20 protein-coding genes are annotated in these 23324 nt (G+C 56.2%); 9 read left to right on the top strand and 11 right to left on the bottom strand.

The window, feature by feature from the left end:
- Window positions 1-124: 124 nt before the first annotated feature.
- Window positions 125-2089: a cation:proton antiporter domain-containing protein gene (locus tag OAN307_RS23965; RefSeq protein ID WP_015501984.1), complete on the top strand. Its 1965-nt coding sequence runs from the start codon at window positions 125-127 to the stop codon at window positions 2087-2089.
- 11 nt (window positions 2090-2100) lie between these two features.
- Here the strand turns inward: OAN307_RS23965 and OAN307_RS23960 are convergent, their stop codons facing one another.
- From OAN307_RS23960 to OAN307_RS23950, 3 genes are all read right to left on the bottom strand, one after another.
- Window positions 2101-5109, bottom strand: a complete 3009-nt coding sequence (locus tag OAN307_RS23960) for a DNA translocase FtsK (RefSeq protein ID WP_015501983.1) — start codon at window positions 5107-5109, stop codon at window positions 2101-2103.
- Window positions 5110-5120: 11 nt separating this feature from the next.
- Window positions 5121-6299, bottom strand: a complete 1179-nt coding sequence (locus OAN307_RS23955; RefSeq protein WP_044045158.1) for an aminotransferase class I/II-fold pyridoxal phosphate-dependent enzyme — start codon at window positions 6297-6299, stop codon at window positions 5121-5123.
- 108 nt (window positions 6300-6407) lie between these two features.
- The gene (locus tag OAN307_RS23950; RefSeq protein WP_044045157.1) at window positions 6408-7736 is read right to left on the bottom strand and encodes an amidase; all 1329 of its coding nucleotides are present in this window, start codon (window positions 7734-7736) and stop codon (window positions 6408-6410) included.
- Window positions 7737-7779: 43 nt separating this feature from the next.
- On the opposite strand from OAN307_RS23950, the gene OAN307_RS23945 reads away from it, so the two are divergent.
- Window positions 7780-9033 carry a UbiH/UbiF/VisC/COQ6 family ubiquinone biosynthesis hydroxylase gene (locus OAN307_RS23945; protein WP_051068093.1) on the top strand — a complete coding sequence of 418 codons (1254 nt, stop codon included), beginning with the start codon at window positions 7780-7782 and terminating at the stop codon, window positions 9031-9033.
- On the opposite strand, the gene OAN307_RS23940 is transcribed toward OAN307_RS23945, so the two are convergent.
- From OAN307_RS23940 to OAN307_RS23915, 6 genes are all read right to left on the bottom strand, one after another.
- Window positions 9030-9224, bottom strand: a complete 195-nt coding sequence (locus OAN307_RS23940; RefSeq protein WP_044044336.1) for a Trm112 family protein — start codon at window positions 9222-9224, stop codon at window positions 9030-9032. The two genes, OAN307_RS23945 and OAN307_RS23940, sit on opposite strands and share 4 nt — an antisense overlap.
- Window positions 9221-9862 carry an LON peptidase substrate-binding domain-containing protein gene (locus tag OAN307_RS23935; protein WP_015501979.1) on the bottom strand — a complete coding sequence of 214 codons (642 nt, stop codon included), beginning with the start codon at window positions 9860-9862 and terminating at the stop codon, window positions 9221-9223. The genes OAN307_RS23940 and OAN307_RS23935 overlap by 4 nt, the downstream gene beginning before the upstream one ends.
- Before the next feature lie 27 nt (window positions 9863-9889).
- Window positions 9890-10801, bottom strand: coding sequence for a thioredoxin family protein (locus tag OAN307_RS23930; protein ID WP_015501978.1), 912 nt, complete (start codon window positions 10799-10801; stop codon window positions 9890-9892).
- 144 nt (window positions 10802-10945) lie between these two features.
- Window positions 10946-11734, bottom strand: a complete 789-nt coding sequence (locus tag OAN307_RS23925; protein ID WP_015501977.1) for an exodeoxyribonuclease III — start codon at window positions 11732-11734, stop codon at window positions 10946-10948.
- Between the two features lie 34 nt (window positions 11735-11768).
- Window positions 11769-12884 carry an aminotransferase gene (locus OAN307_RS23920; protein WP_015501976.1) on the bottom strand — a complete coding sequence of 372 codons (1116 nt, stop codon included), beginning with the start codon at window positions 12882-12884 and terminating at the stop codon, window positions 11769-11771.
- A gap of 245 nt (window positions 12885-13129) precedes the next feature.
- Window positions 13130-13816 (bottom strand): response regulator transcription factor, encoded by a 687-nt coding sequence (locus tag OAN307_RS23915; RefSeq protein WP_015501975.1) that lies wholly within the window; start codon window positions 13814-13816, stop codon window positions 13130-13132.
- A 153-nt stretch (window positions 13817-13969) separates the two neighbouring features.
- Between OAN307_RS23915 and ribA the strand changes: the two genes are divergently transcribed.
- Entirely contained in the window at window positions 13970-15049 is a 1080-nt protein-coding gene (gene ribA, locus OAN307_RS23910) for a GTP cyclohydrolase II (protein WP_044044335.1), read from the top strand.
- Here the strand turns inward: ribA and OAN307_RS23905 are convergent.
- Window positions 15046-15891 (bottom strand): DMT family transporter, encoded by an 846-nt coding sequence (locus OAN307_RS23905; protein ID WP_015501973.1) that lies wholly within the window; start codon window positions 15889-15891, stop codon window positions 15046-15048. The two genes, ribA and OAN307_RS23905, sit on opposite strands and share 4 nt — an antisense overlap.
- A 78-nt stretch (window positions 15892-15969) precedes the next feature.
- Between OAN307_RS23905 and OAN307_RS23900 the strand changes: the two genes are divergently transcribed.
- On the top strand, window positions 15970-16464 hold the full coding sequence (locus OAN307_RS23900) for a L,D-transpeptidase family protein (protein WP_015501972.1): 495 nt from the start codon (window positions 15970-15972) through the stop codon (window positions 16462-16464).
- Window positions 16465-16472: 8 nt separating this feature from the next.
- Here the strand turns inward: OAN307_RS23900 and OAN307_RS23895 are convergent, their stop codons facing one another.
- Window positions 16473-17126, bottom strand: a complete 654-nt coding sequence (locus OAN307_RS23895) for a YggS family pyridoxal phosphate-dependent enzyme (protein WP_015501971.1) — start codon at window positions 17124-17126, stop codon at window positions 16473-16475.
- Window positions 17127-17360: 234 nt separating this feature from the next.
- On the opposite strand from OAN307_RS23895, the gene OAN307_RS23890 reads away from it, so the two are divergent.
- From OAN307_RS23890 to holA, 5 genes are all read left to right on the top strand, one after another.
- Complete coding sequence (locus tag OAN307_RS23890) at window positions 17361-18503, top strand: porin (RefSeq protein ID WP_044045156.1); 1143 nt, start codon at window positions 17361-17363, stop codon at window positions 18501-18503.
- A 157-nt stretch (window positions 18504-18660) separates the two neighbouring features.
- Window positions 18661-19146, top strand: coding sequence for a DUF3576 domain-containing protein (locus tag OAN307_RS23885; protein ID WP_015501969.1), 486 nt, complete (start codon window positions 18661-18663; stop codon window positions 19144-19146).
- An 87-nt stretch (window positions 19147-19233) separates the two neighbouring features.
- Window positions 19234-21789 (top strand): leucine--tRNA ligase, encoded by a 2556-nt coding sequence (leuS, locus tag OAN307_RS23880; RefSeq protein ID WP_015501968.1) that lies wholly within the window; start codon window positions 19234-19236, stop codon window positions 21787-21789.
- Window positions 21776-22276, top strand: coding sequence for an LPS assembly lipoprotein LptE (locus tag OAN307_RS23875; RefSeq protein WP_015501967.1), 501 nt, complete (start codon window positions 21776-21778; stop codon window positions 22274-22276). The genes leuS and OAN307_RS23875 overlap by 14 nt, the downstream gene beginning before the upstream one ends.
- Entirely contained in the window at window positions 22273-23301 is a 1029-nt protein-coding gene (gene holA / locus OAN307_RS23870; RefSeq protein WP_015501966.1) for a DNA polymerase III subunit delta, read from the top strand. The genes OAN307_RS23875 and holA overlap by 4 nt, the downstream gene beginning before the upstream one ends.
- Window positions 23302-23324 lie beyond the last annotated feature (23 nt).

The raw sequence follows: 23324 nt of genomic DNA, 5'->3' as shown, positions 1-23324 counted from the left end.
GGGGGCCAGCCCCCATCCTAGCGGACTCCCCCGGGATATTTAGGAGACAAAGACAATTGGTTTGCCGTCTTTCGCCCGTCGACGTTCCCACCTAGGTTAGAAACGTTAATTTGGGGGATATACAATGACCGGTTTCTTGATGCTCGCGTTCGTATTTTTGGTGGCGGGGGTGATTTCCGTTCCAATTGCATCACGCTTGGGGCTCGGCTCGGTGTTGGGCTACCTAATTGCTGGCATCCTGATCAGTCCTGTTTTGGCGCTGTTGAATGTCGACGTCATCGCGATCCAGCATTTTGCAGAATTTGGCGTCGTGATGATGTTGTTCCTTGTCGGTCTCGAACTTGAACCAAAGATGCTTTGGGCGATGCGCGCGCGCCTGATCGGACTTGGCGGTGGACAGGTCGTGCTGACCACTTTGGCAGTGATGGCTGTCGCAATGGCATTTGGCCTGATCTGGTCCGTCGCACTGGCAATCGGTCTGGTGATGGCGCTGTCATCAACGGCCATTGTTTTGCAAACCCTCAACGAAAAAGGCCTGATGAAAAGCGACGGCGGCCAGTCGAGCTTTTCGGTACTTTTGACCCAAGACATCGCCGTCATCCCAATGCTGGCTTTCATCCCACTTCTGGCCCTCTCTGGCCTCGGCGATGTCGCCCCAGATTTGACCGCAGACATGGTCACACACGGTGAAACGGCGCATATCGAAGTGCTTGTTGATAGCCATGGTGATCCCGTCCCCACAGGCGATCACGCCAGCGCAGATGGCGATCATAGCGAAAGCATGAGCCTCGTTGACAGCCTTGGTCCATGGCAAACAACCCTTGTGACCATTGGTGCGGTGGCCGCCGTTGTCCTTGGTGGCAACTTCCTGACCTCACCAGTCTTTCGGTTTATTGCGGTCGCAAACTTGCGCGAATTGTTCACCGCGACGGCCCTGATGATGGTTATTGGTATCGCGCTTTTGATGTCGCTCGTCGGGTTGTCGCCCGCCCTTGGTACGTTCCTTGCAGGTGTGGTTCTGGCGAACTCCGAATACCGCCATGAATTAGAATCCGACATCGACCCGTTTAAAGGCCTGCTGCTTGGCCTGTTCTTTATGACTGTTGGCGCGGGGATCAATTTCGGCCTGCTTGGGGCGAACCTGATGCTCATTGTTGGCTTAACACTCGGCCTGATTGCGCTCAAAATAGGTGTTCTTCTGATCCTTGCTGTGGTCTTCAATATCAAGGGCAGTGATCGGTGGCTGTTCGCCCTCGGCCTCGCGCAAGCTGGTGAATTCGGCTTTGTATTGCTGTCGTTCACCGTCGCCAGCAACGTCATTCCCGGCGCTATCGCGGATCAGCTGTTGCTGGTCGTGGCCCTGTCGATGCTGCTGACCCCGCTGCTGTTCATCCTTTATGACCGCGTGATAGTGCCGCGTTTTGACACCGATCAGGACCGCGAAACCGACACCATTGATGAAGCAAACCACATTATCGTCGCGGGACATGGCCGCGTTGGTGGGCTGGTGCGTCGCATGCTAGAAGGTGCGGGCTACGGCTCGACTGTGATCGATTATTCATCCAAACAGATCGACATGGTCGCGAAATTCGGAATGCGCGCCTACTACGGCGACGCGACCCGTCCAGACCTTTTGCATTCAGCAGGCATCGACGAGGCGAAGATCTTCGTCGTGGCTATCGACGGCAAAGAACAGATCACCGAACTCGTAAAATACGTCCATCACACCTATCCGCACGTGCACATCATTGCCCGCGCCGTGGATCGTAACCACGTCTATGATCTGTATGCTGCCGGCTGCCGCGACATCATTCGCGAAACCTACGACAGTTCATTGCGCATCGGCAGATCCGCGCTAGAGGCGCTGGGCATGTCGCGGGATAAATCCGCACAGGTGTCTGACGCCTTTGACGCCGTTGATCGCAAATCAATGATCCAAGTGGCTGAACATTATGAGCCCGACGTTCCCCTCGCAGAGAACGCTGCTATGATGGCAAGGGTCAATGAATTGCGTGCCGGCTGGAAGGCCGATTTGGAAACACAGATAAAAGATATTCTAGCCGAACCGGATGCGAAAACGGGGCCCTGAAGCCCGTTAAATTACTGCCGTTCCGGGATCAAAATCTCGCGTTTGCCAACATGGTTGGCGGCGCTGACAATATTCTCGTCTTCCATCTGCTCAACCAATCGTGCGGCCTTGTTATACCCAATCGCCAACTTGCGCTGGATATAGGACGTCGAACATTTGCGATCCTTGGCAACAATCGCCACCGCCGTATCATAAAGCGCGTCCTCGCCGTCGGTGTTTCCGCCCAGACCAAGCACCTCGTCGATGCTGCTGGCATTATCATCCGCGCGTCCTTCAACCACGCCACTAAAGTATTCTGGCGGACCGTAGGCCTTCAGATAGGTGACAATCTCTTCGACCTCTTCGTCAGAACAGAACGGCCCGTGCACCCGCATAATCTTTGATCCACCCGCCATATACAGCATGTCACCCATGCCCAAAAGCTGCTCGGCACCCTGTTCACCCAGAATGGTGCGCGAATCGATTTTGCTGGTCACCTGAAACGAAATCCGCGTCGGGAAGTTGGCCTTGATCGTCCCCGTAATGACATCCACTGACGGTCGCTGCGTTGCCATAATCAAATGAATACCCGATGCCCGCGCCATCTGCGCCAGTCGCTGAATACAGGCTTCAATCTCTTTTCCGGCAACCATCATCAGGTCCGCCATCTCGTCCACAATCACGACAATAAAGGGCAGCACTTCGGGCTTGAACTCATCCGTTTCAAACACAGGCTCGCCCGTATCGTCATCAAAACCCGTCTGCACCGTGCGGCTGAACAGCTCGTCTTTGCCAAGCGCGTCTTTCACGCGGCCATTATACCCATCAATATTGCGCACGCCCATTTTGGACATCTTGCGGTAACGTTCTTCCATCTCGCCGACGACCCATTTCAACGCGACGACCGCTTTTTTAGGGTCGGTCACAACCGGGCTCAGCAGGTGCGGAATACCGTCATAAACCGACAGCTCCAGCATTTTCGGATCGATCATGATCATCCGGCATTCTTCGGGGCTCAGCTTATACAGCAGGCTCAGGATCATGGTGTTGATGGCTACGGATTTACCCGAACCAGTGGTGCCCGCAATCAGCAGGTGGGGCATCTTGGCAAGGTTGGCGATGATCGGTTCACCGCCAATATCCTTACCCAAGGCCAGCGGCAGCTTCATGTTGCTGTCACCAAAATCTCGCGCACTCAGCATCTCGCGCAACACGACCATTTCGCGGTTTTCGTTCGGTAATTCAATTCCAATAACCGTGCGACCGGGGACTGTGGACACCCGTGCCGACAACGCGGACATCGACCGTGCAATATCATCCGCCAAACCGATAACGCGCGATGCTTTCAATCCCGGTGCGGGTTCAAGTTCATACATCGTGACGACTGGACCGGGGCGCACTGAAACGATGTCACCTTTGACGCCGTAATCATCCAACACGTTTTCCAACATGCGGGCATTTTCTTCCAACGCTTCATCGCTCAACACATGGCGGGTGATTTCGTCTGGTGACGACAACAGGCTCAGCGGGGGTACTTCATAGACGGGACGCTTGTCCTCAAACTTCAACGCGGGTTGCGCTTCGGCCTTGGCTTGACGCGATGGCTGAACGGATTTGCGCACTGGATGCTGAACGACCGCCTTTGCCTCCGGCACACGAATCAAAGCGGGCGAAAACGCAGCCGCTGGCGTTTGCATCGCGGCCCCATCTACGGACGCATAATCCATTGCGGGTGGCGTGTAATCCTCATCCAACTCCGCCATCGGCGCTTCGGTGGGCGCGGCCAAATCCAAGGCTGCCCTCTGTTGCCTGTTCAACAACAGTGGGCGCGGCCCAGTTTGGCGTCCCATCGTGGGTTCGACGCGTGCTGATTGCGGTTCCGTCCGGCTGGCAATCGCCGCGGTAATTGCGGGGTTCACACCCGGTTTCGTGGTCACCTGCACTTCTTGTGGCTGTCCACTGCGGCTGCGCACGGCGTTGGCAATGCGTGCCGAAATACGATCTGTATCAGCGGCAGGCACGTCGCCCTCTAGCGGCGGTTCTTCAATCAATTCCGGCTCCGGCATCGGATCGGCACGTTTCAGCAAGGACGCAAACAAACCTGCTTTTTGCGCAGGTTCCGCAACACGTGCGGGCGCGGCCAAAGGTGCGGGCGCACGTGCACGCAGTACGGGTGCTTCAATCGGATCAAAATCCTCATAACGGGTTGGCATCGCTGGATTCGCGCGCACCACGGCGGCCACACGCGCAGTTTCTTGTGCTAAAGACGGCGCTGGGATTGCCCGCACTGCAGCCAATTCAGCCTTAACTTCGGCCTTTTCTTGGCGCGACAACTCGCGGCGCTCCTGAACTCTGGAATTCAAAGCTTGCGCACCGTTGTAGGATGCTGACGCCGATCGACCGAGAAGGTTTAGAACACCAGAATAGACGACAATCAGGCCGACCAATAGAAAACGGCCCAAGCGCCTGATCTCATACATCGTGAACCCCAGCGCGAACGCCATCAACGCCACAACGCCGAGCCCCATAACGAAAGACATTAGTTTCACGCTGAACGTCGTTCCAAACGGCAGGATCGTCAGCAGGATCGATAAGACCATGTCGCCAAAGTGCCCGCCAAGACCAAAACTTTCTTCCCATCCAGTGCCCGTGTTCAGCGTCGCGGCATAAATCGCCGTCGCAGCAATCGCGATGGGGGCAAAAATTACCCGACCCACGGCACGCTCCTGCCCACGGTGCAGCGTAAACCGCAGCCCCCACGCCATCAGCACCGCGGGCACCATCCAGCTTGCGTAGCCAACGACCATAAACAGCGCCGCGGCAAACGACGCACCCGGCCGACCCAGCCAGTTTTGAACAGGGGCGTCCGTCGCAGACATGAGGTTCGGATCATCGGGCGCGTAGGACCACAGCATCATCGCCACCATCAGACCGACAACAAACAGGCCAATGCCCACCAGTTCGCGGCCACGTTTTTCAATCGCAGCTTGGGTGCCACGATCAAGCAGGGGATCTCTTTGTCGAGATTGATAAGACGCCATTTTACCGTTCCTCACGTGTACAAACAGTCGCGGATCAGGATCAGACCGCGCTGCGTTTCTTCTTTCGGCGCCACAAGTGCCACCCGAATATAACCTTGCCCCGGATCCCCATTGGGGTCAGGGCGGGACAGATAAGCGCCCGGTAATACCCGAACGCCTGTCTCTTGCCACAGCTTTAATGTGGCCTTTTCGCCGTCCTCAACCGGAAGCCACAGGAAAAATCCCGCTTCCGGCGAGGCATAGCTGTTCACGCCTGCAAAAATCACATCAGCATCGTCAAACTTCGCTCGGTACAATTCGCGATTCTGAATAACATGGCCTTCGTCCGACCAAACCCGTTCAGAAACGCGCTGAATTGGCATTGGTACCGGCGCGCCCGCATAGGCCCGCAACTGGCGAATTTCCTTAATGTTTTTCGGCCCGCTGGCCACAAAACCAGACCGCAGTCCGGGCAGGTTGCTGCGCTTGGACAACGAATGAAACACCACGATTCGTTCAGGATCACAGCCCGTATCTGCCACCGCCTCCAATCCGCCCACGGGGGGCGTATCGCGGTAAATCTCTGAATAACACTCATCCGCGAAAATCTTGAAATCGTGCTTTTCGGCCAATGCAATCAATGTCGCCCAGTATTCAGGTGACGCCACAGCGCCCTGCGGATTGGCAGGGCTACAGATGTAGGCAATCGTCGTGCGGTCCAAAACGTCCGCTGGCAGCGATGCATAATCCGGCAAATGCCCAGTTGCAGTTGTTGCAGGCACCATCACAGGCTCCGCGTTCACCGACAAAGCTGCAATCGCATAGACCTGATAAAATGGGTTTGGCAACAAAACGACAGGCTGTTTGCCATTCTTCACTTCAGGACAAAGCGCCATCGCCGCGTGATACAAACCCTCACGCGTGCCATTCAAAACCATCACACGATCTGGCGTCACATCAACGGAATAGCGCCGCGTAATCCAGCCGCAGATCGCCGCCAACAACTCTGGCGCGCCTTCATTTGTAGGGTATTTACTGAACTCACCGACTGATTTCGCCAAAACATCTGGCACAAATGCAGGGAACGGATGCTGCGGCTCACCAATTGTCATGTTTACAGGATCGCCGCCCGCTTGGGTGGAGTCGAGTAAAGCGCGTAAACGCGGCCACGCATAGGCCGGTAGGTTCGAAAACCGCTCGGGGTACGTCATCACTGCCTCAAACTGCGGCCTCATTTACGGGCCGCTTTCGTCTAAAGTAGCTTAGGCGACCCCGCTAAGTCCAGAAAAAGCATGCAGTTGCGGTGACTTGTGTGGCTTTTACGCCAACGCAGCCTCAACCGCCGCACCAATCCGCAGTAGGCGTTCATCATCACCCCCCGCAACATTCAGCATAATCCCGACCGATGGCACCCCTGTAGGCAGTGCCAAAGACGCCAAACCCATCAGGTTCGCGACCCGCGTATTGCGCAATGTCAGCAGGTTTTCCTGTAGGTAATAATCAGCGTCTGACGCCAGCCGTTCCAAATTCGGCGGCATGTTTGCAGCTCCAGGACACAGCACTGCATCAAACCCCGCAGTCGCGTCAGCATAGACACCCCGAATGTCGCGCAATTCCACCCAAAGCGACAGATATTCGTGGGCAAGTACATCCTTGCCCCCCTGCACACGCTGCAAAATCTGGTGGTACATTTTGTCCGGATTCGCCTCGACCAGATCACGCCAATTGGCATAGGCATCCGCGGTATAAAGCGGCAAAGACATCGCAAAGGCGCGTTCTAACGCGGGCACTTCCAGCGGTACAATCTCAGCGCCCGCCACCGCCAGCTTGGTCAACGCCGCATCATATCCTGCCAACGACGCATCTGCGACATTGTCCATCACAACCGATCGCAACGCTGCAAACCGCATCCCCTTTAAAGATGCACCCGTCAAATCTGCCGACCGACCGCCTTCAAGCGCTGCCAGCATCAACGCTGCGTCTTCTACCGATCGACACAGCGGCCCCACGGTATCAAACGTCGTGCAGAGCGCGACAGACCCTGCGACCGACAAGCGTCCAAACGTGGTCTTCAGCCCCACAAGGTCATTCCAGACCGATGGCACACGAACAGACCCGCCCGTGTCCGACCCGACAGCCGCTGCCGCCAGTCCAAACGCAACAGACGCCGCAGCGCCGGACGACGATCCCCCCGGAACCGCGTCTGGATCATTCACACAAGGCGGTGTTGCGGTCATCGGGTTATATCCCAAACCAGAAAACGCGATCTCGCTCATGTGGGTTTTTCCAAGACACACTAGCCCCATGCCCGTCGCCACGCGCAGAACCTCTGCATCGCGGCTTGGCACACGACCCTCCATCAATTTGGTCCCTGCTTCGGTTGCGACACCCGCCGTATCAAACAAATCCTTCCAGCTGATCGGCACACCGTCCAAAGGCGACAATCGCTGCCCTGCCTTGGCCCGCATGCGCGCGGCTGCGGCCTCACTCCGCGCACGGTCCGCCGTCACCCGCGCATAGATCCGATCCCGCATTGGATGCGCGTCAATCGCCGCCAGATAAACCTCACAAAGCTCAACCGGATCAATATCACCGGCATCAATCCCGCGCCCCAAATCTGCCGCTGTCGCCCAAAGCCAATCTTGCATCGTGTTCTCCTTGTTGGCGTGAACGGTAGCGACCATCCCGCGCATGGACAATCCCACCAAAGGGCGCATATCTCGACCTATGAAAATTAATACAGATATTGCGACTGATGTGATTATCGTTGGCGGCGGGCTGAATGGCCCAACGCTCGGCCTCGCGCTGGCCAACATAGGCCTGCGCTGCACCGTCATCGACACACTTCCCGCGCCAACCCGTGGATTGCCTGATTTCGATGGCCGCTCATATGCCTTGGCCCACGCCTCCATGCGGCTGCTGCGCAATATCGGCATTTGGGGCGATGTCGCCGACCACACCCAACCGATGCTGGAAATCAAAGTCACCGACGGGCGCGCAGGTGAGGGCCCTTCCCCGTGGATGTTGCACTTCGATCACGCCGAAATCGAAGAAGGTCCGATGGGGTTCATGTGCCAAGACCGCCATCTGCGCCAGGCATTGCTGGCCGCGATGGACGCCAATGATCATATCACACAATTGTCCGGCGAAACCGTCGTCGCACAGGACGTGGGCTCCGTTACGCTGGCCTCCGGCAAAACACTCAACGCGAAACTTATCATCGGGGCCGACGGGCGCACCAGCGGCACCGCCACCCGCGCAGGCATCAAACGCACCGGCTGGGGCTATGGCCAAACCGCAATCGTTTGTGCGGTGGGGCACGAAAAACCCCACGGCGGCATCGCGCACCAGTTCTTTATGCCCGCCGGTCCGCTCGCCATTTTACCACTTCCAAGTGATCGATGTTCAATTGTCTGGTCAGAATCTGACGCGCGTGCTGCAGAAATTATGGCAATGGATGACGCCGACTTCCTCGACGCGCTGCGTCCTGCATTCGGGGACTTTCTTGGTGAAATTTCATTGACAGGAAAACGTTTCAGCTACGCGCTTGGCCTGACCCTCGCCAATCGTTTTATCGCCGATCGTATTGCGTTAATCGGGGACGCGGCGCATGGCGTGCACCCCATCGCGGGACAGGGCCTAAACGCAGGTCTGCGCGATGTTGCCGCTTTGGTGGATGTCCTGTCAGACGCGAAAAAGCGCGGCGAAGACATTGGAAGCCCATCAGTTTTGACCCGATACGAACAATGGCGCCGCTTTGACACCGCAACGCTTGCCGCCGCGACGGATACGTTCAACAGATTGTTCTCAAACGATAACCCATTTCTGCGCGCTGTTCGCGATGCGGGCATGGGCCTGATAAACGCAGCCCCCGGACTGCGCCGCCGCTTCATTCGCGAAGCGGCAGGGCTGACCGGCGACCTGCCGAGCCTAATGCGGGCTTAGTCCTGATCGATCACGCGGGCCTCATCGACCAGCAGCACCGGAATGCCACCCCGGATCGGATAGGCCAGATGCGCCGCCTTGCTGGTCAGCTCTTGGGCAGCCGCATCATAGGTCAAACGCCCCTGACATTGCGGACAGACAAGCGCCTCCAGCATCTTGGGGTCGAACGTGCGTTCATCTGTCACTCTCATTGCAGCACCCGCTGATCATCACCGCCATGAAGCGCGTATTCGATCAACGTCACAAGCGTTTCCCGACGGGTCACCAATGATGGTGCCTCTAACAACGCTTGACGTTCTTCCGGATCAAATGGACACAGCATCGACAAGGAATTGATCAGCAATTCAGGGTCCGCATCCGCCATAGACTCCCAGTCGGTGTTCAGCCCACGTTCCTCAAAAAACCGCTGAAGCAGATCCATCAGTACGGCGCGATCCAAACCCGGATCGGTTTCTTCTGCGCCCAAATCTGCGCCAAATCCATCCCAGTTCACCCGCGCACGGCGATAGGGCGCAAACCCTTCGACTTCCTCAAGCACGCGAAACCGCGACTTGCCCGACAGCGTGATCATATAGCGACCATCCTCCGTCTCAGACAGCGCCGTCACGCGTCCAGAACAGCCAATCGTGTGCAGCTTGTTCGATCCATCAGCCGCTTGGTACGGCTGCACCATTCCAATCAATCGCCCATCCGTCTTTAACGTATCATCCAGCATCGCCAAATAACGCGGTTCAAACAATTGCAGCGGCAACCGCGCACGCGGCAGCAATAACGCGCCGGGCAGCGGGAAAATCGGAATTACATCGGGGAGGTCAGTTTTTTGCTTCATGTCAGATTAAATAGCTCACTCGCCGCGTCAGGCAAATATCATTGACGAAAGTCTGCGCCGACCGTTTAGCACTACAGGATCGGTGGGTTTCATAGCATCAAATACAGTGAACAACTGCGTTTTCGCGGCGCTGTCATTCCATTCGCGATCCCGACGGAACAAATCAAGCAACTGATCGACTGCGCCTTCGCTATCTCCCGCCGCATGCAGCGCCACGGCCAGATCAAGCCGCGCTTGGTGGTTGTTTTCATCCGCATCGACCGCAGCTTGTAATTCAGCCACTGGCCCCGCATTCGCCGCCTGTTTTGCCAATTCAATCGCCGCACGCGCCGCTTCAATCGGTGCCGCGTCGGAAATCTCTGCTGGTGCGCCGTTTAACACGGCTTCCGCTTCCTCCACTTGATCTTGCGCCAAATGACAGCGCGCCAACCCACCGAATGCACCGGCATGGTTGGGGTCTTCTTCCAGAATGGCCGCAAACGTTTCGGCTGCATCTGCGAATTCGCCGTCCGTCAGCATGGTTTCAGCCGCGTCAAACGCGTCATCCAGCCCGTTGTCAGGCTCCCCAGCCAAATCGGCGATCTTGGTCACAAACGCCTCAATCTCGCTCGGCGGTACTGCACCCTGAAATCCATCGACAGGCTGACCGTTAAAGAAGGCATAAACCATCGGGATCGACTGCACCTTAAGCTGTGCTGCGATGCCTTGGTTCTGATCCACATCGATCTTGACCATTTTCACACGGCCGCCCGCCTTCTTAACGGCCTCTTCCAATGCTGGACCCAGCGTCTTGCACGGGCCGCACCACGGCGCCCAGAAATCCACGATCACTGGCACCGTTTTTGACATCTCAATCACGTCCTGCATAAAGGTCGCGTCGCCACTGTCTTTGATCAAATCGTCCGCTACTGCGGGCTGTTGTCCACCGAGTTCAAGCATCTTCGCCTCCGATTGGTGCATTCTATTTAATGTCTATATGGGCAAGCCCGCACCAAAGGCCAAGGGGGTCAGGTTTTTCAATGCTGGTGTATCCGCTGCCATACAGGTGGTGCACAGGTGGTGCACACTGTGTGCCACCCCGATTTACAGGTCAAACATTGCAAAAACCGGTGCATGATCGCTGGGTTGTTCCCAGCCGCGCACAGCTCGAATAACGCGGCTCGAATGGGCAGAATTGGCAATGTCCGGCGTGGCCCAAATGTGATCCAACCGACGCCCCTTATCGGCGGTGTCCCAATCGGGGGCGCGGTAGCTCCACCAGCTGTATAAATTGCCGTCCGGAATGTCGGCGCGGGTGACATCAACCCAGTCGCCTGCACCCTGCACATCCGCCAAATGTTCCACCTCGACGGTCGTGTGGCTAACGACCTTCAACAGCTTCTTGTGGTCCCAAACATCGTCCTCGCGCGGGGCGATATTCAAATCCCCCACAAGGATCGATTTTTCCGGCGCGTTCGCCCTGAAATAGTCCCGCATTTCAGTAAGATAGTCGAGCTTTTGCCCAAACTTTTCATTAATTTCACGGTTCGGTTTATCGCCCCCTGCGGGGACATAAAAGTTATGAACCGTCACGCCATTTTCAAGCTTTCCAGCGATGTGGCGGGCATGGCCAAGCGACACAAAATCCTCTGCCGCAACTTCTTCGATCGCCATTTTGGAAAAGATCGCAACGCCGTTATATCCCTTCTGTCCACGCGCCACCATGTGGTGATATCCAAGCGCTTGAAACTGCTCCAGCGGGATCAAATCAACTGGGCTTTTACACTCCTGCAAACACAGCACATCGGGGGCTTCTTCAGTCATCAAACGCGCGACCAAACCCTCGCGCAAGCGCACAGAATTGATGTTCCAAGTGGCCAGCGTAAACGACATAATATTCTCCTGATTTCACAACACCCTAGCCGTGCTAAGGTTGCTTTGCCAGCCACTCTGACACACGCGCTAACCCTTCTTTAAGGACATCAGGATAGCATGCGAATCCGATTCGAACGTAGCCCTCAACACCCAAGCTCGACCCGGGCGTGAACATCACACCCGTATCCTTCAACAACGCAACGCACTGGTCATAGGACGCCATCGCCAAATCAAACGCCACAAACGCCGTCGTCCCGGCCTGCGGCTTTACATAATGCGCCTTTGGTTCCTGCTGAACCCACGCATCAAGCAGCCCCAGATTGCCCCGCGTGATCGCACGCGACCTGTCCAACACCTCGGCCTTCGCCTCCAGCGCCATCGCCGCAAAATAATCGTCGATCATGCCGACACTAATGGTCGTATAATCACGGTGAACCTCACAGGCATCCAGCAACGTTTCAGGCCCAACGATCCACCCCAAACGCAGCCCCGCCAGCGAAAATGCCTTAGACGTGGACCCCGTGGAAATGCCTTTGTCGTAGACATCCACAATCGACGGCACTGGTTCACCCTGTTCTGTGCCGCGATAAACCTCATCACACAGCACCCACGCATCAACGCCGCGCGCAATGTCTGCCACCCGTTCCAGCCCGTCGCGGCCAATCAATGCCCCCGTCGGATTGTTCGGGTTGGTCAGCGCAATCACCTTTGTTGCGGGCGTCACTGCCGCCGCAACAACGTCCCAATCAGGCAGCCAGTTCTGCGCCTCCGAGAGCGCGACTTCCGTAACCTCAGCCCCCAAAGATCGTGGAATTGCCGTGTGCTGTTGGTACGTTGGCGTCACCGCCACCACATGATCTTCGGCACTGACAAGTGTCTGATAAACCATATGATTCGCACCAATCGTCCCATGGGTAATCAGCACATTTTCCGCCCGTTGCGCCTCAAACATCCCGGCAACCAAGCCGCGCAAACGCGCCGATCCACGAATTTCCCCATAGGTCATCTGCATCGCTGCCAAATCGGCAGCCATCTGCTGCGTCGTTCCCGCAATCTGCATCAATTCAGCCAATGTCAAAGACGCGACGCAAGTCTCTGCCAAGTTCAACTCACACTTGGTTTCCCAGGCGTTCATCCACTGCTCAACGCCAAACGGTTCAATTTTCATGGGGCACACTCCTTGTTGCGCCCCACTTGAACAGCGCCACACCGACACGTCCAGCCCCACCACCCCTGTTCTTGATATTTGTCTTTGTCTCTAAAATATTCCAGAGGCCCAAAGGGTGGGGCAGCGCCCCCATATATTGGATTTGCGCGAAGCCAAGTTTGATCTGACATAAAAAAACCCCGACCAAAAGGCCGGGGCAAGTCCAACAGGGAGGTGGTGATGTAACCCCATCACCAAGGGATGTCTTAGGCCACCAAACGGTAGCCACCGCTTTCCGTGACCAGCAGTCGTGCGTTGCTGGGATCGGGTTCAATCTTCTGGCGTAAACGATAGATATGCGTCTCAAGCGTGTGGGTCGTCACCCCTGCATTGTAACCCCAAACCTCATGCAGCAGCACGTCGCGCGCGACAACACCGTCGGTCGAACGATACAGATACTTCAGAATATTCGTCTCTTTCTCCGTCAGGCGAATCTTCTTGTCATCCTCGGTCAGCAGCATCTTTTGTGCCGGCTGGAACGTATATGGCCCAAGCGTGAAAACCGCGTCTTCTGACTGCTCGTGGGTCCGAAGCTGGGCGCGGATCCGTGCTAACAACACCGGAAATTTGAACGGTTTGGTAACGTAATCGTTCGCGCCCGCATCAAGACCCAAAATCGTATCACTGTCACCGTCATGACCCGTCAGCATCACAATCGGGCACTTCACGCCCTGCTTGCGCATCAGACGGCACAGCTCACGTCCATCCGTATCCGGCAGACCCACATCGAGGATCACCAGATCATACAGACTTTCCTTGGCCTTGGTCATCGCTTCCGCGCCATTGCCCGCTTCGAAGACATCGAAATCTTCGGTCATCAACAATTGTTCGCCCAGCGCGTCGCGCAGGTCCTCGTCATCATCGACGAGCAGAATTTTCTTGAGTTGTGCCATTACGCTTGTCTCCTTCGTTGCATCACAGATGTGTTTAGATACGTGATGGCGCAACATTTGTGGCAGCGCCTCACGCCGTCGTGTTGTCAGCAGGGTAAATGTTTCAATTTCTCACACTTACAGGTATCGAAAGGGAACAAAGAGAGCCCGATCATGACATTCGCCCCCGATCTTACAGAACGCCTCGCCCGCGCCCGCGCCGACTTGCGCATGGGTGTCCCAGTTGTGGTGTGTGACGGGGACGTGGCGGGACTAGTCTGCGCAGCTGAAACGTTGACGGCTGAAAGGCTGGCTGACCTCGCGGGCATGGACGCTGTATTGGCGATCACCAATCACCGCGCCACGACACTGAAAGTGGCCGCTTATGACGGTGATCTCGCCCGTGTGATCCTACCTAAAAGCGCTGACATCAGTTGGGTTCAGGCAATGGCTGACCCTACTGATGATCTGCGAAGCCCGATGAAGGGTCCGTTTAAGACGGCCCGCGAGGGGTCGGCCGTGGTGCACCGCGCTGGGATCGCGCTCACCAAGGCGTCACGCCTGCTGCCCGCCTGTGTTGTGGTTGCGCTGGAAGATGGCCTTGCCTTTGCGGCCCAGCATGACCTGACCCGCCTTGATGCGGAAACAGCGTTGGCCACGGATTTTTCCCCGCTGGACCCCGTCATTTCGGCAAAGCTACCGCTGGACGTGTCCGAAGCTGGGCGTCTGCATATTTTCCGCCCCGAAGATGGTGGCGAAGAACATTACGCTGTTGAAATCGGTCATCCCGACCGCGCAGCATCCGTCCTGACCCGTCTTCATTCGGCGTGTTTCACCGGCGACTTACTTGGCAGCCTGAAATGCGACTGCGGCCCACAGTTGCGCGGCGCGATGGCGCAAATGGGGGCTGAGGGCGCTGGTGTCCTGCTTTATTTGAACCAAGAAGGCCGCGGCATTGGGCTTGCCAACAAAATGCGCGCCTATTCATTGCAGGACCAAGGGTTTGATACCGTTGAGGCAAACCACCGCCTTGGCTTTGCTGACGATGAACGCGATTTTCGCATTGGTGCCGAAATACTGCGCAAATTAGGGTTTTCGCAGGTCCGCCTTCTGACAAACAATCCCGCTAAGGTCGCGAAACTTGAAGGCAGCGGTTTGACAGTTACGCAACGGGTGCCCCTGAAAGTCGGCGAAAATAGCCACAACACCGCCTACCTTGCGACCAAGGCCGCAAAATCTGGCCACCTACTTTAGCGCGCAAACCGCAGCAGGATCGCGCCAACCAGCGTAAGAAATGTCGATCCAACCTTAAACAAGTCCAGCCGTTCCTTCATGAAAAACACGCCAATGAACAATGCAAAGATGATCGATGTTTCACGCAACGCCGTCACCAGCGCAATCGGCGCTTGCATAAAACCCCAAACGACCAGCGTGTAGGCACAATAGGACGCAGCACCGCCAACGATCAGCACGAACCGCCCTTCGGACCACAACCGCCCCAGCGTACCGGGTTTGCTCACGCGCATGAACACCGCAAAGACCAGCGCATTGCCGGTCGCTGACCAGCCATAAAATCCGACGGCCGTTCCTGCCACCCGCGCGCCCAAACCATCGACCAGCGAATAGCCCGCAATAAAACATCCAGTGATGGCCGCCAGCATCGCAGCCTTCGGATTGCGCGCACCACCATGTCCACGCACCAGACCCAGTGACAATAGTCCTGTTCCGATCAACACAATCGCTGCAACTTCTTGCCAGCCCAACACAACGTTCAAGAATGACACGGACACCATCGCAACAATCAGCGGCGCAATACCGCGCGCGACGGGATACACCTGCGTCAAATCACCAATACGGTAGGAGTTCAGCAAAAACACTTGATATCCAAAATGAAACGCCAAACTGCCCAGCAGATATGGCCAGCAGGCCAAATCTGGCGTCGGCACAAACATCAGGCCAATAACCGCAAACGGCAAATGGCCGATGATAACCCCCGCCATGCTCAGGTGTTTGTCAGCCGCACCCTTCGCCAGCGCATTCCAACAGGCATGCAGCAAAGCCGCACATAATGTCGTCACAATAACAATTGTCGGCATCAATCGCTCCCTTATATCGCACCCTAGGCCCAGCGGGGACGCTTGAACAACCTGTCGTCTTCTGGTCAGGCTGGCCCCATGAAAGCCAGCGATCTTGTCGTCACACCGTCCCATCTGCGATTTATGAACCGCAAATTTCCGTGCTCAATTGGCAAGGGCGGGATCAGTGGTCGCAAAGCTGAGGGCGACGGCGCTACGCCGCGCGGCACCCATCGCCTTGTGGGGATGCTCTATCGGCCAGACCGGATGGCACAGCCCACTGATTGGGCACTGCCAATCCACCTCGGCGATCTATGGTCCGATGACCCGACGCATGAAGACTATAATCTGATGGTGCGCGCGCCCTATATATATGGCCACGAAAAACTGTGCCGCGCCGACCCACTATATGATCTGGTCATTCTGACGGATTGGAACTGGCCCTACCCCGTCAAAGGCCGCGGATCAGCGATCTTCATTCACCGCTGGCGCAAGCCGGGGCATCCAACAGAAGGCTGCATCGGGCTGCGGGCGGCTGATCTGGCATGGATCGCACCGCGCATCCGGTATTCGACACGCTTGGTTGTTCTTTAGGCTGGGCCTTAGTTTGGGACGCGGCTCCCAAAAATCGCCGATCCGACCCGCACAAGCGTCGCACCATGCGCCACAGCAGTTTCAAAATCGCCCGACATTCCCATCGACAGGCCATTCAACCCATTGCGCGCCGCAATTTCACCGAGCAATGCAAAATGCAGTGATGGCTCTTCATCAGCCGGTGGGATGCACATCAATCCAGCCACTGGCAGGTCCAACGCCACAGCCTCCTTGATAAAGGCATCCGCGTCATCTGGCAGTACGCCGGCCTTCTGCGGCTCCGCGCCGGTGTTGACTTGTATATAGATGTCGGGACACGCGCCCATCTCTTGTGCCAAGCGCGCGAACGTGCGGGCCAGCTTGATGCGGTCCAACGTTTGAATAGCCTGCGCCAGTTCCATTGCCGCGCGTGCCTTGTTGGTTTGCAGCGGTCCGATGATGTGCAGATCAATCCCATCGAACTGTTCGCGGAACGCTGGCCACTTGACTGCAGCTTCTTGTACGCGATTCTCACCGAATGTGCGGTGACCTTGTTCAAGAATCGTTTGAACCAGTTTGTTAGGCTGTACTTTAGACACGGCAATCAGTTTGGTGGACCCAACGCTGCGCCCTGCCTTCGCTTCTGCAGCTTCAATGCGTTTGATGATTTCTTGCAGGGACATGGCAACCTCCTGATTATGTGGCGTGATTTGTTTTGCATTGCTATTTAGCCTTTTATATACCAACTGCCACGGCCCGAATGCCTAAAATAGGTGTGTGTCCCGTCTGCATCATTTTTAAGTCAGGTCCAAAATCAGCGGGCAATTACCTTGAGTGTGTGGGGCTTTGGGGGCAAACACACATCAATGCTAGTTGAACTGGCATTCGCAAAGAATGCAAACACGAGGAAATATCAAATGAAAAAAATCCTACTTGCCTCCACAGCACTCGTCGCCTTTTCTGGCGCCGCTTTCGCTGATGTAACTTTCACTGGCTCCGCAAAATTGGGCTATAACACTTCCGACAATGTCGGCAACTCGGCTTCTGGCTTCTCTGATGCTGCAGCCATTGTTGGTCCCCCTGCAGTTGCAGCTGTTGTTGGTGACGATGACGAGGAAGGTTTTTATGGCGACCTCGACATTGTAGCTGGTTTCTCTACTGAACTCGACAACGGTCTAACAGCTGCAGCGTCCTTGAACTTGGACAACCTTGGCGATTCGTCCACAGACGGTACCGAGAACGGCTTTGACTACACATTGTCCCTGACGTCCGACACTGCTGGTCTCTTCTACGGCGACACAAAGTTCGCTGCTGAAACACACTGGGCTTCTGCTGGCGACATGGAATCCGATGGCTTCTCCGAAGCTGACGGCGAAGTTGTTCTGCGCGGCGACGTAACATTCGGTGCTGTTTCGGCTTCTGTTTCGTACGCTTTGGCTGACGCTGATGATGCCGTAAACGCATTCGACGACCTGACTCAGCTGTCGTTTGGTGCAGCTGCCGACTTCGGAAATGTCAACGTTGCTATCGCTTACCAAGAAGAGACAAATGAAGTCTACACCGGTAACGGTGACTTCACGGTTAACGAAGTGTTTGGCCTTTCTGTTGGTTCGTCCTTTGGTGGTGCAGATGTTCGTCTCGCATACGCTGAAGACAACAACTCCGACTCCTTGGGTCTCAAAGTTGCATACCCATTTGGCCCAGTTACGGCGACTGCTTACTTCGTGTCTGAGTCTGCCGGCGACGACAACTTGGGTATCAACATTGCCTACTCTGATGGTCCACTTGCAATTTCCCTCGACTACCAAGACGACCAAGGAACTGCCAAAATGGGTCTCGAAGGCTCATATGACATCGGCAATGGCGTGATGGCATACGCTGGTTTTCTGAACCAAGATTCGACAGAAAACCGTTTCTACGTCGCTGGTACTTATGACCTCGGCTCCGGTGCTTCTTTGCTCGTGTCCTATGCGTCGGACGAAGACAACGTTGACGGAGACGAAGTCGGCGCTGGTGATTACCAGGACGGAACAACTGTTGAAGTTACATTCGCGTTCTAATTGAACCGATTGATAGTCTAAGGCTTGGGCGGTTCCTTCGGGGGCCGCCCTTTCCTTTTGTTGGGCCCCTATTCTTGGCCAGTGTTGCGCAGAGGTCTTGTGACATCTGCGCCCCTTCGCTACACATTTGTTAAGCAAACGACGGGAAGATCGACACGTGACCGGATTTACAAAACTTATTCGCCTGACCTTTGGGCTTGGCCTCGTGGCTACACTGTCCGCCTGTGGCGGATCAGGCAGTCTTGGCAGCAACCCTTTCGGGTCAATCGGCAGTTTGGGTGGCAGCCTTGGTGGGGGTGGCGTTGACGCAGCGACCCAACAGGCAGCGCGGACCCGTGGTGCTGAAAATGTCGCTGTGAACCGCTATCTCTGGGCTGCGTCGCTTGATGTGCTCAGCTTTTTACCAATTGAATCTGTTGATCCTTTTACAGGTGTTATCGTCATGGGTTACGGCACACCGCCTGGTGGCAGCCGCAGCTACCGCGCGACGATCTTCATCACTGATCCAGCCCTCGATGCGCGATCATTGAATGTGGCCCTGCTCACCCGCTCCGGCCCAGCCGCTGCGGAAACAACCCGTGCCATTGAAGACGCCATTCTATCACGCGCGCGCCAGTTGCGCATCGCGGACGGCGCTCTATAAAAACTGGGTGCTGTAGAACGGCCCCCAGACCCACAGTATTTCAACGCCGGGTCCAGTACCCGGCGTTTGCTTTTCAAGGACGAATAAATGGCTCCCTACACCCCGTCAGAAATCGAAGCAAAATGGCAAGCCGCTTGGGACAAAGCGGAGACATTCAAGGCCACGCGCAGCGACGACAAGCCAAAATACTATGTGCTTGAAATGTTTCCTTATCCGTCAGGCCGCATTCACATCGGCCATGTGCGCAACTACACCATGGGCGACGTGATTGCGCGTTACAAACTGGCGACGGGTCACAATGTCCTGCACCCAATGGGTTTTGATGCCTTCGGGATGCCCGCCGAAAATGCGGCGATGCAAACCGGCATTCACCCCAAAGATTACACCTACCAAAACATCGACGACATGGTCGCGCAGATGAAACCGCTTGGCCTCGGTATTGACTGGTCACGCATGTTCGCGACCTGTGATCCTGAATACTACGGCCAACAGCAATCGCTGTTCATCGATATGTTGGACGCCGGCATGATTGATCGTAAAAATGCGACAGTAAACTGGGACCCCGTCGACATGACCGTACTGGCCAACGAACAGGTCATTGACGGTAAAGGCTGGCGATCTGGGGCTGAGGTTGAACGCAAAGACCTGACGCAGTGGTTTTTCAAGATTTCCGATTACGCCGATGAATTGCTCGGCGCGTTGGACGGCTTGGATAACTGGCCCGCCAAGGTCAAACTGATGCAAGCTAACTGGATCGGCAAATCGCGCGGGTTGCAGTTTGCCTTCTCGCTTGTCGAAAACGTCGCTGCACAGGACCGGATCGAAGTTTACACAACCCGTCCTGACACGTTGATGGGTGCGTCGTTTGTCGGAATCTCGCCCGATCACCCGCTCGCTAAAGAGATGGAACAGGATAACGCCCGCCTCGCCGCATTTAACGCTGAATGCCGTAAAGGTGGTACAACCGCTGAAGCCTTGGAAAAGGCCGAAAAGATGGGTTTCGATACGGGCCTGCGCGTGCGCCACCCGTTCGATACATCATGGGAACTGCCCGTCTACGTCGCCAACTTCATCATGATGGACTACGGAACCGGTGCGATTTTTGGCTGCCCTGCGCACGACCAGCGCGACTTCGATTTCGCCAAGAAATACGGCCTGCCGATCATCCCGACGTTCCTCCCATCCGAAGACAGCGACCCCGAACTGACAGAGGCCTTCGTGCCGACTAAAACCGACATGGTTCACTGGACAGCACCGTTCGCGTGGGATCCTACAACAAACGGCGCGGATGCTATAAACAAGGCGATAGATTTCTGCGAAGCCAACGGCGTTGGCATGGGTGTCACCAAATTCCGCCTGCGCGATTGGGGATTGTCGCGCCAACGGTATTGGGGCGCGCCCATTCCAGTGGTGCATTGCGATGCCTGCGGTGTGGTTCCCGAGAAAAAAGAAAACCTGCCGATTGAGCTACCCTACGACGTCACCTTCGACATCCCCGGAAACCCGCTTGACCGTCACCCCACATGGCGCAACACACCTTGCCCATCCTGCGGAAAGCCCGCTCTGCGCGAAACCGACACGATGGACACGTTTGTGGATTCCAGCTGGTACTTCGCGCGTTTCACAGCCCCGCACGCCCTAACCCCCACGCAGGCCGAAGACGCCGCCTATTGGATGAATGTAGATCAATACATCGGCGGCATCGAACACGCGATCCTGCACCTGCTGTATTCGCGCTTCTTCTCCCGCGCGATGCACAAGACAGGCCACTTGCCTGCGTCAGCCATCGAACCGTTCGACGCGCTGTTCACGCAGGGGATGGTGACGCATGCGATTTTCAAAACCGACACCGCAGATGGCCGTCCCGTCTATCACTACCCAGAGGCAGTAGATTTGCGTGACGGTGGCGGCTTCCTGAAAGATGGCACACAAGTCGACATCATCCCATCCGCCAAAATGTCAAAATCCAAAAACAACGTCGTCGATCCAGTGGCGATTATCGACAAGTACGGTGCGGACACTGCGCGCTGGTTCGTCCTGTCAGACTCGCCACCCGAACGCGACGTCGAATGGACAGCATCCGGCGCAGAGGCGACGTTCAAACACCTGTCCCGTGTCCATCGTATCGCCTGTGAAATCGTTGAAAACACCGACGCTGCCAACGACCAAGACGAAGCCATATTGCGCGACATGCACAAAGCGATCTTTGAGGTCACGCAGGGTGTGGAATCCTTTGGCTTCAACGCGTCAATCGCGAAACTGTATGGGTTTACGAATGCGATTGCCAAGTCCAAGGCGGGCGGTGACGCGAAACGCACAGCGATGAAAACCCTTGCACAATTGATGTCTCCGATGACACCACACTTGGCCGAGGACATCTGGGAGATGTTGGGTGGTGAGGCCCTGATTGCTAACGCACCTTGGCCCATCGCAATTGAATCGATGATGATTGAGGACACTGTCACGCTTCCTATTCAGATCAACGGCAAACGTCGGTCAGAAATCGTCGTGCCGAAAGACATGAGCAAGGAAGAGGTTGAAAAGCTCGCGCTTACGGACGAGGCTGTTATTAAGGCTTTGGACGGCGGACAGCCCAAAAAGCTGATCGTTGTGCCAGGCCGGATCATCAATGTTGTCATCTAACAGACGCGCCTTTCTAACACGTCTTGCGGCCCTGCCCGTCTTAGGGTTCGTGGCTGGCTGCGGGTTTACGCCTGTCTATGGAACCAATGGCGTGGGTCAAGGTTTGCGCGGCCGCATCGCCTACCGCGCACCCGACACGCCCGAAGGCTTCCGCCTGCGCACCCGGCTTGAGGACCGATTGGGCCGCGTTGAACGCGGCGATTATTTGCTAACCGTGCAGCTTGAGATTGAAGAGGAGGCAATTGTCATCAGTTCCGCACAAGACATCAACCGCTTTAACCTACCGGGCAAGGCGACATGGACCCTGACAGAACCGGGCAATGGCATGCCGCTGGCATCGGGCATCGCGCAGACTTTCACGGCCTATTCCGCATTTGGCACTACGGTCGCCACGCGCGAAGCACAGGTCGACGCGCGTGACCGTTTGGCGATCGTGCTGGCCGATCTTATCGTCACAGATATTATTGTTGCGTCCGCGGTCCGATGAAACTTTCTGTCCGTGACGTCGCATCTTACTTTCGCAAACCTGACCCGAACGGTTCGGGTATTCTGATTTACGGTGGCGACCCGATGCGAGTTGCGCTGAAACGGCAAGACGTGATCAAGATGCTTGTCGGGCCCAATGGGGAAGAAGAAATGCGGCTGACACGGATGTCAGGAGCTGACCTGCGTAAAGATCCGGCGCTGCTTGGCGATGCAATCAAAGCGCAGGGGTTTTTTCCCGGACCGCGCGTGGTTTTCGTGGAAGAAGTCACCGATGTGGCAGCTAAGGCGATCATCCCTGCGCTGAAAGATTGGAATGCGGGGGACGCGCAGATTGTAGTGACGGCAGGCCAGTTGGCCGCAAAGTCATCCCTCCGTAAACTGTTCGAAAGTCATCCGTCGGCCTATGCCGCTGGCATTTATGACGACCCGCCCACGCGCGACGAAATTGAAACTGCACTGCGGGATGCGAACATTAACAATATTGACCGCGATGCGATGGATTTGATCACAGCACTATCGCGCGAAATGGCACCGGGGGACCTGCGCCAAACCATTGAAAAACTCGGTCTTTATATGACGGGTGAAACGGCGGGCGTGACTATCACCGACGTCGAAGCCTGCGCGCCTCTGTCCAATGAAGCCGGGCTTGATGATATTTTGAACGTCGTAGCGGACCTCAAAGCGACTGAGATTGGCCCGATTCTTAGTCGGTTATACGCCCAAGGCACGCAACCTGTGGCGCTGTGCATCGGGGCGATGCACCACTTCCGGCAATTGCACATTGTCGCGTCCGATCCAGGTGGGCCTTCAGCGGGCATTGGACGCTTACGTCCGCCTGTATTTGGCCCGCGCCGTGACCGGATCGTGCGTCAGGCCAGCACGTGGGGTCGGATCAAATTGGAACGCGCACTTGGGACGATCACCGATGCAGACCTGACCCTGCGTTCCGCAAATACGGCACCGGATCGCGCGTTGGTGGAACGTATGTTTATCCGTCTGGCAATGTTAGGTCGTAGTCGGGGCTAACGGCAGCGCAACGCGGCACCCCA

This window comes from Octadecabacter antarcticus 307 (assembly GCF_000155675.2).
In the GTDB taxonomy this organism is placed as follows: domain Bacteria; phylum Pseudomonadota; class Alphaproteobacteria; order Rhodobacterales; family Rhodobacteraceae; genus Octadecabacter; species Octadecabacter antarcticus.
The sequence above is the reverse complement of the archived record's forward strand: the minus strand, read 5'-3'. Positions and strand labels throughout refer to the sequence as shown.

Coding starts and splice junctions, on each gene's coding strand:
- OAN307_RS23965 (WP_015501984.1), top strand. CDS start 125: ATGACCGGTTTCTTGATGCTCGCGTTCGTATTTTTGGTGGCGGGGGTG.
- OAN307_RS23960 (WP_015501983.1), bottom strand. CDS start 5,109: ATGGCGTCTTATCAATCTCGACAAAGAGATCCCCTGCTTGATCGTGGC.
- OAN307_RS23955 (WP_044045158.1), bottom strand. CDS start 6,299: ATGACGTACCCCGAGCGGTTTTCGAACCTACCGGCCTATGCGTGGCCG.
- OAN307_RS23950 (WP_044045157.1), bottom strand. CDS start 7,736: ATGCAAGATTGGCTTTGGGCGACAGCGGCAGATTTGGGGCGCGGGATT.
- OAN307_RS23945 (WP_051068093.1), top strand. CDS start 7,780: ATGGACAATCCCACCAAAGGGCGCATATCTCGACCTATGAAAATTAAT.
- OAN307_RS23940 (WP_044044336.1), bottom strand. CDS start 9,224: ATGAGAGTGACAGATGAACGCACGTTCGACCCCAAGATGCTGGAGGCG.
- OAN307_RS23935 (WP_015501979.1), bottom strand. CDS start 9,862: ATGAAGCAAAAAACTGACCTCCCCGATGTAATTCCGATTTTCCCGCTG.
- OAN307_RS23930 (WP_015501978.1), bottom strand. CDS start 10,801: ATGCTTGAACTCGGTGGACAACAGCCCGCAGTAGCGGACGATTTGATC.
- OAN307_RS23925 (WP_015501977.1), bottom strand. CDS start 11,734: ATGTCGTTTACGCTGGCCACTTGGAACATCAATTCTGTGCGCTTGCGC.
- OAN307_RS23920 (WP_015501976.1), bottom strand. CDS start 12,884: ATGAAAATTGAACCGTTTGGCGTTGAGCAGTGGATGAACGCCTGGGAA.
- OAN307_RS23915 (WP_015501975.1), bottom strand. CDS start 13,816: ATGGCACAACTCAAGAAAATTCTGCTCGTCGATGATGACGAGGACCTG.
- ribA (WP_044044335.1), top strand. CDS start 13,970: ATGACATTCGCCCCCGATCTTACAGAACGCCTCGCCCGCGCCCGCGCC.
- OAN307_RS23905 (WP_015501973.1), bottom strand. CDS start 15,891: ATGCCGACAATTGTTATTGTGACGACATTATGTGCGGCTTTGCTGCAT.
- OAN307_RS23900 (WP_015501972.1), top strand. CDS start 15,970: ATGAAAGCCAGCGATCTTGTCGTCACACCGTCCCATCTGCGATTTATG.
- OAN307_RS23895 (WP_015501971.1), bottom strand. CDS start 17,126: ATGTCCCTGCAAGAAATCATCAAACGCATTGAAGCTGCAGAAGCGAAG.
- OAN307_RS23890 (WP_044045156.1), top strand. CDS start 17,361: ATGAAAAAAATCCTACTTGCCTCCACAGCACTCGTCGCCTTTTCTGGC.
- leuS (WP_015501968.1), top strand. CDS start 19,234: ATGGCTCCCTACACCCCGTCAGAAATCGAAGCAAAATGGCAAGCCGCT.
- OAN307_RS23875 (WP_015501967.1), top strand. CDS start 21,776: ATGTTGTCATCTAACAGACGCGCCTTTCTAACACGTCTTGCGGCCCTG.
- holA (WP_015501966.1), top strand. CDS start 22,273: ATGAAACTTTCTGTCCGTGACGTCGCATCTTACTTTCGCAAACCTGAC.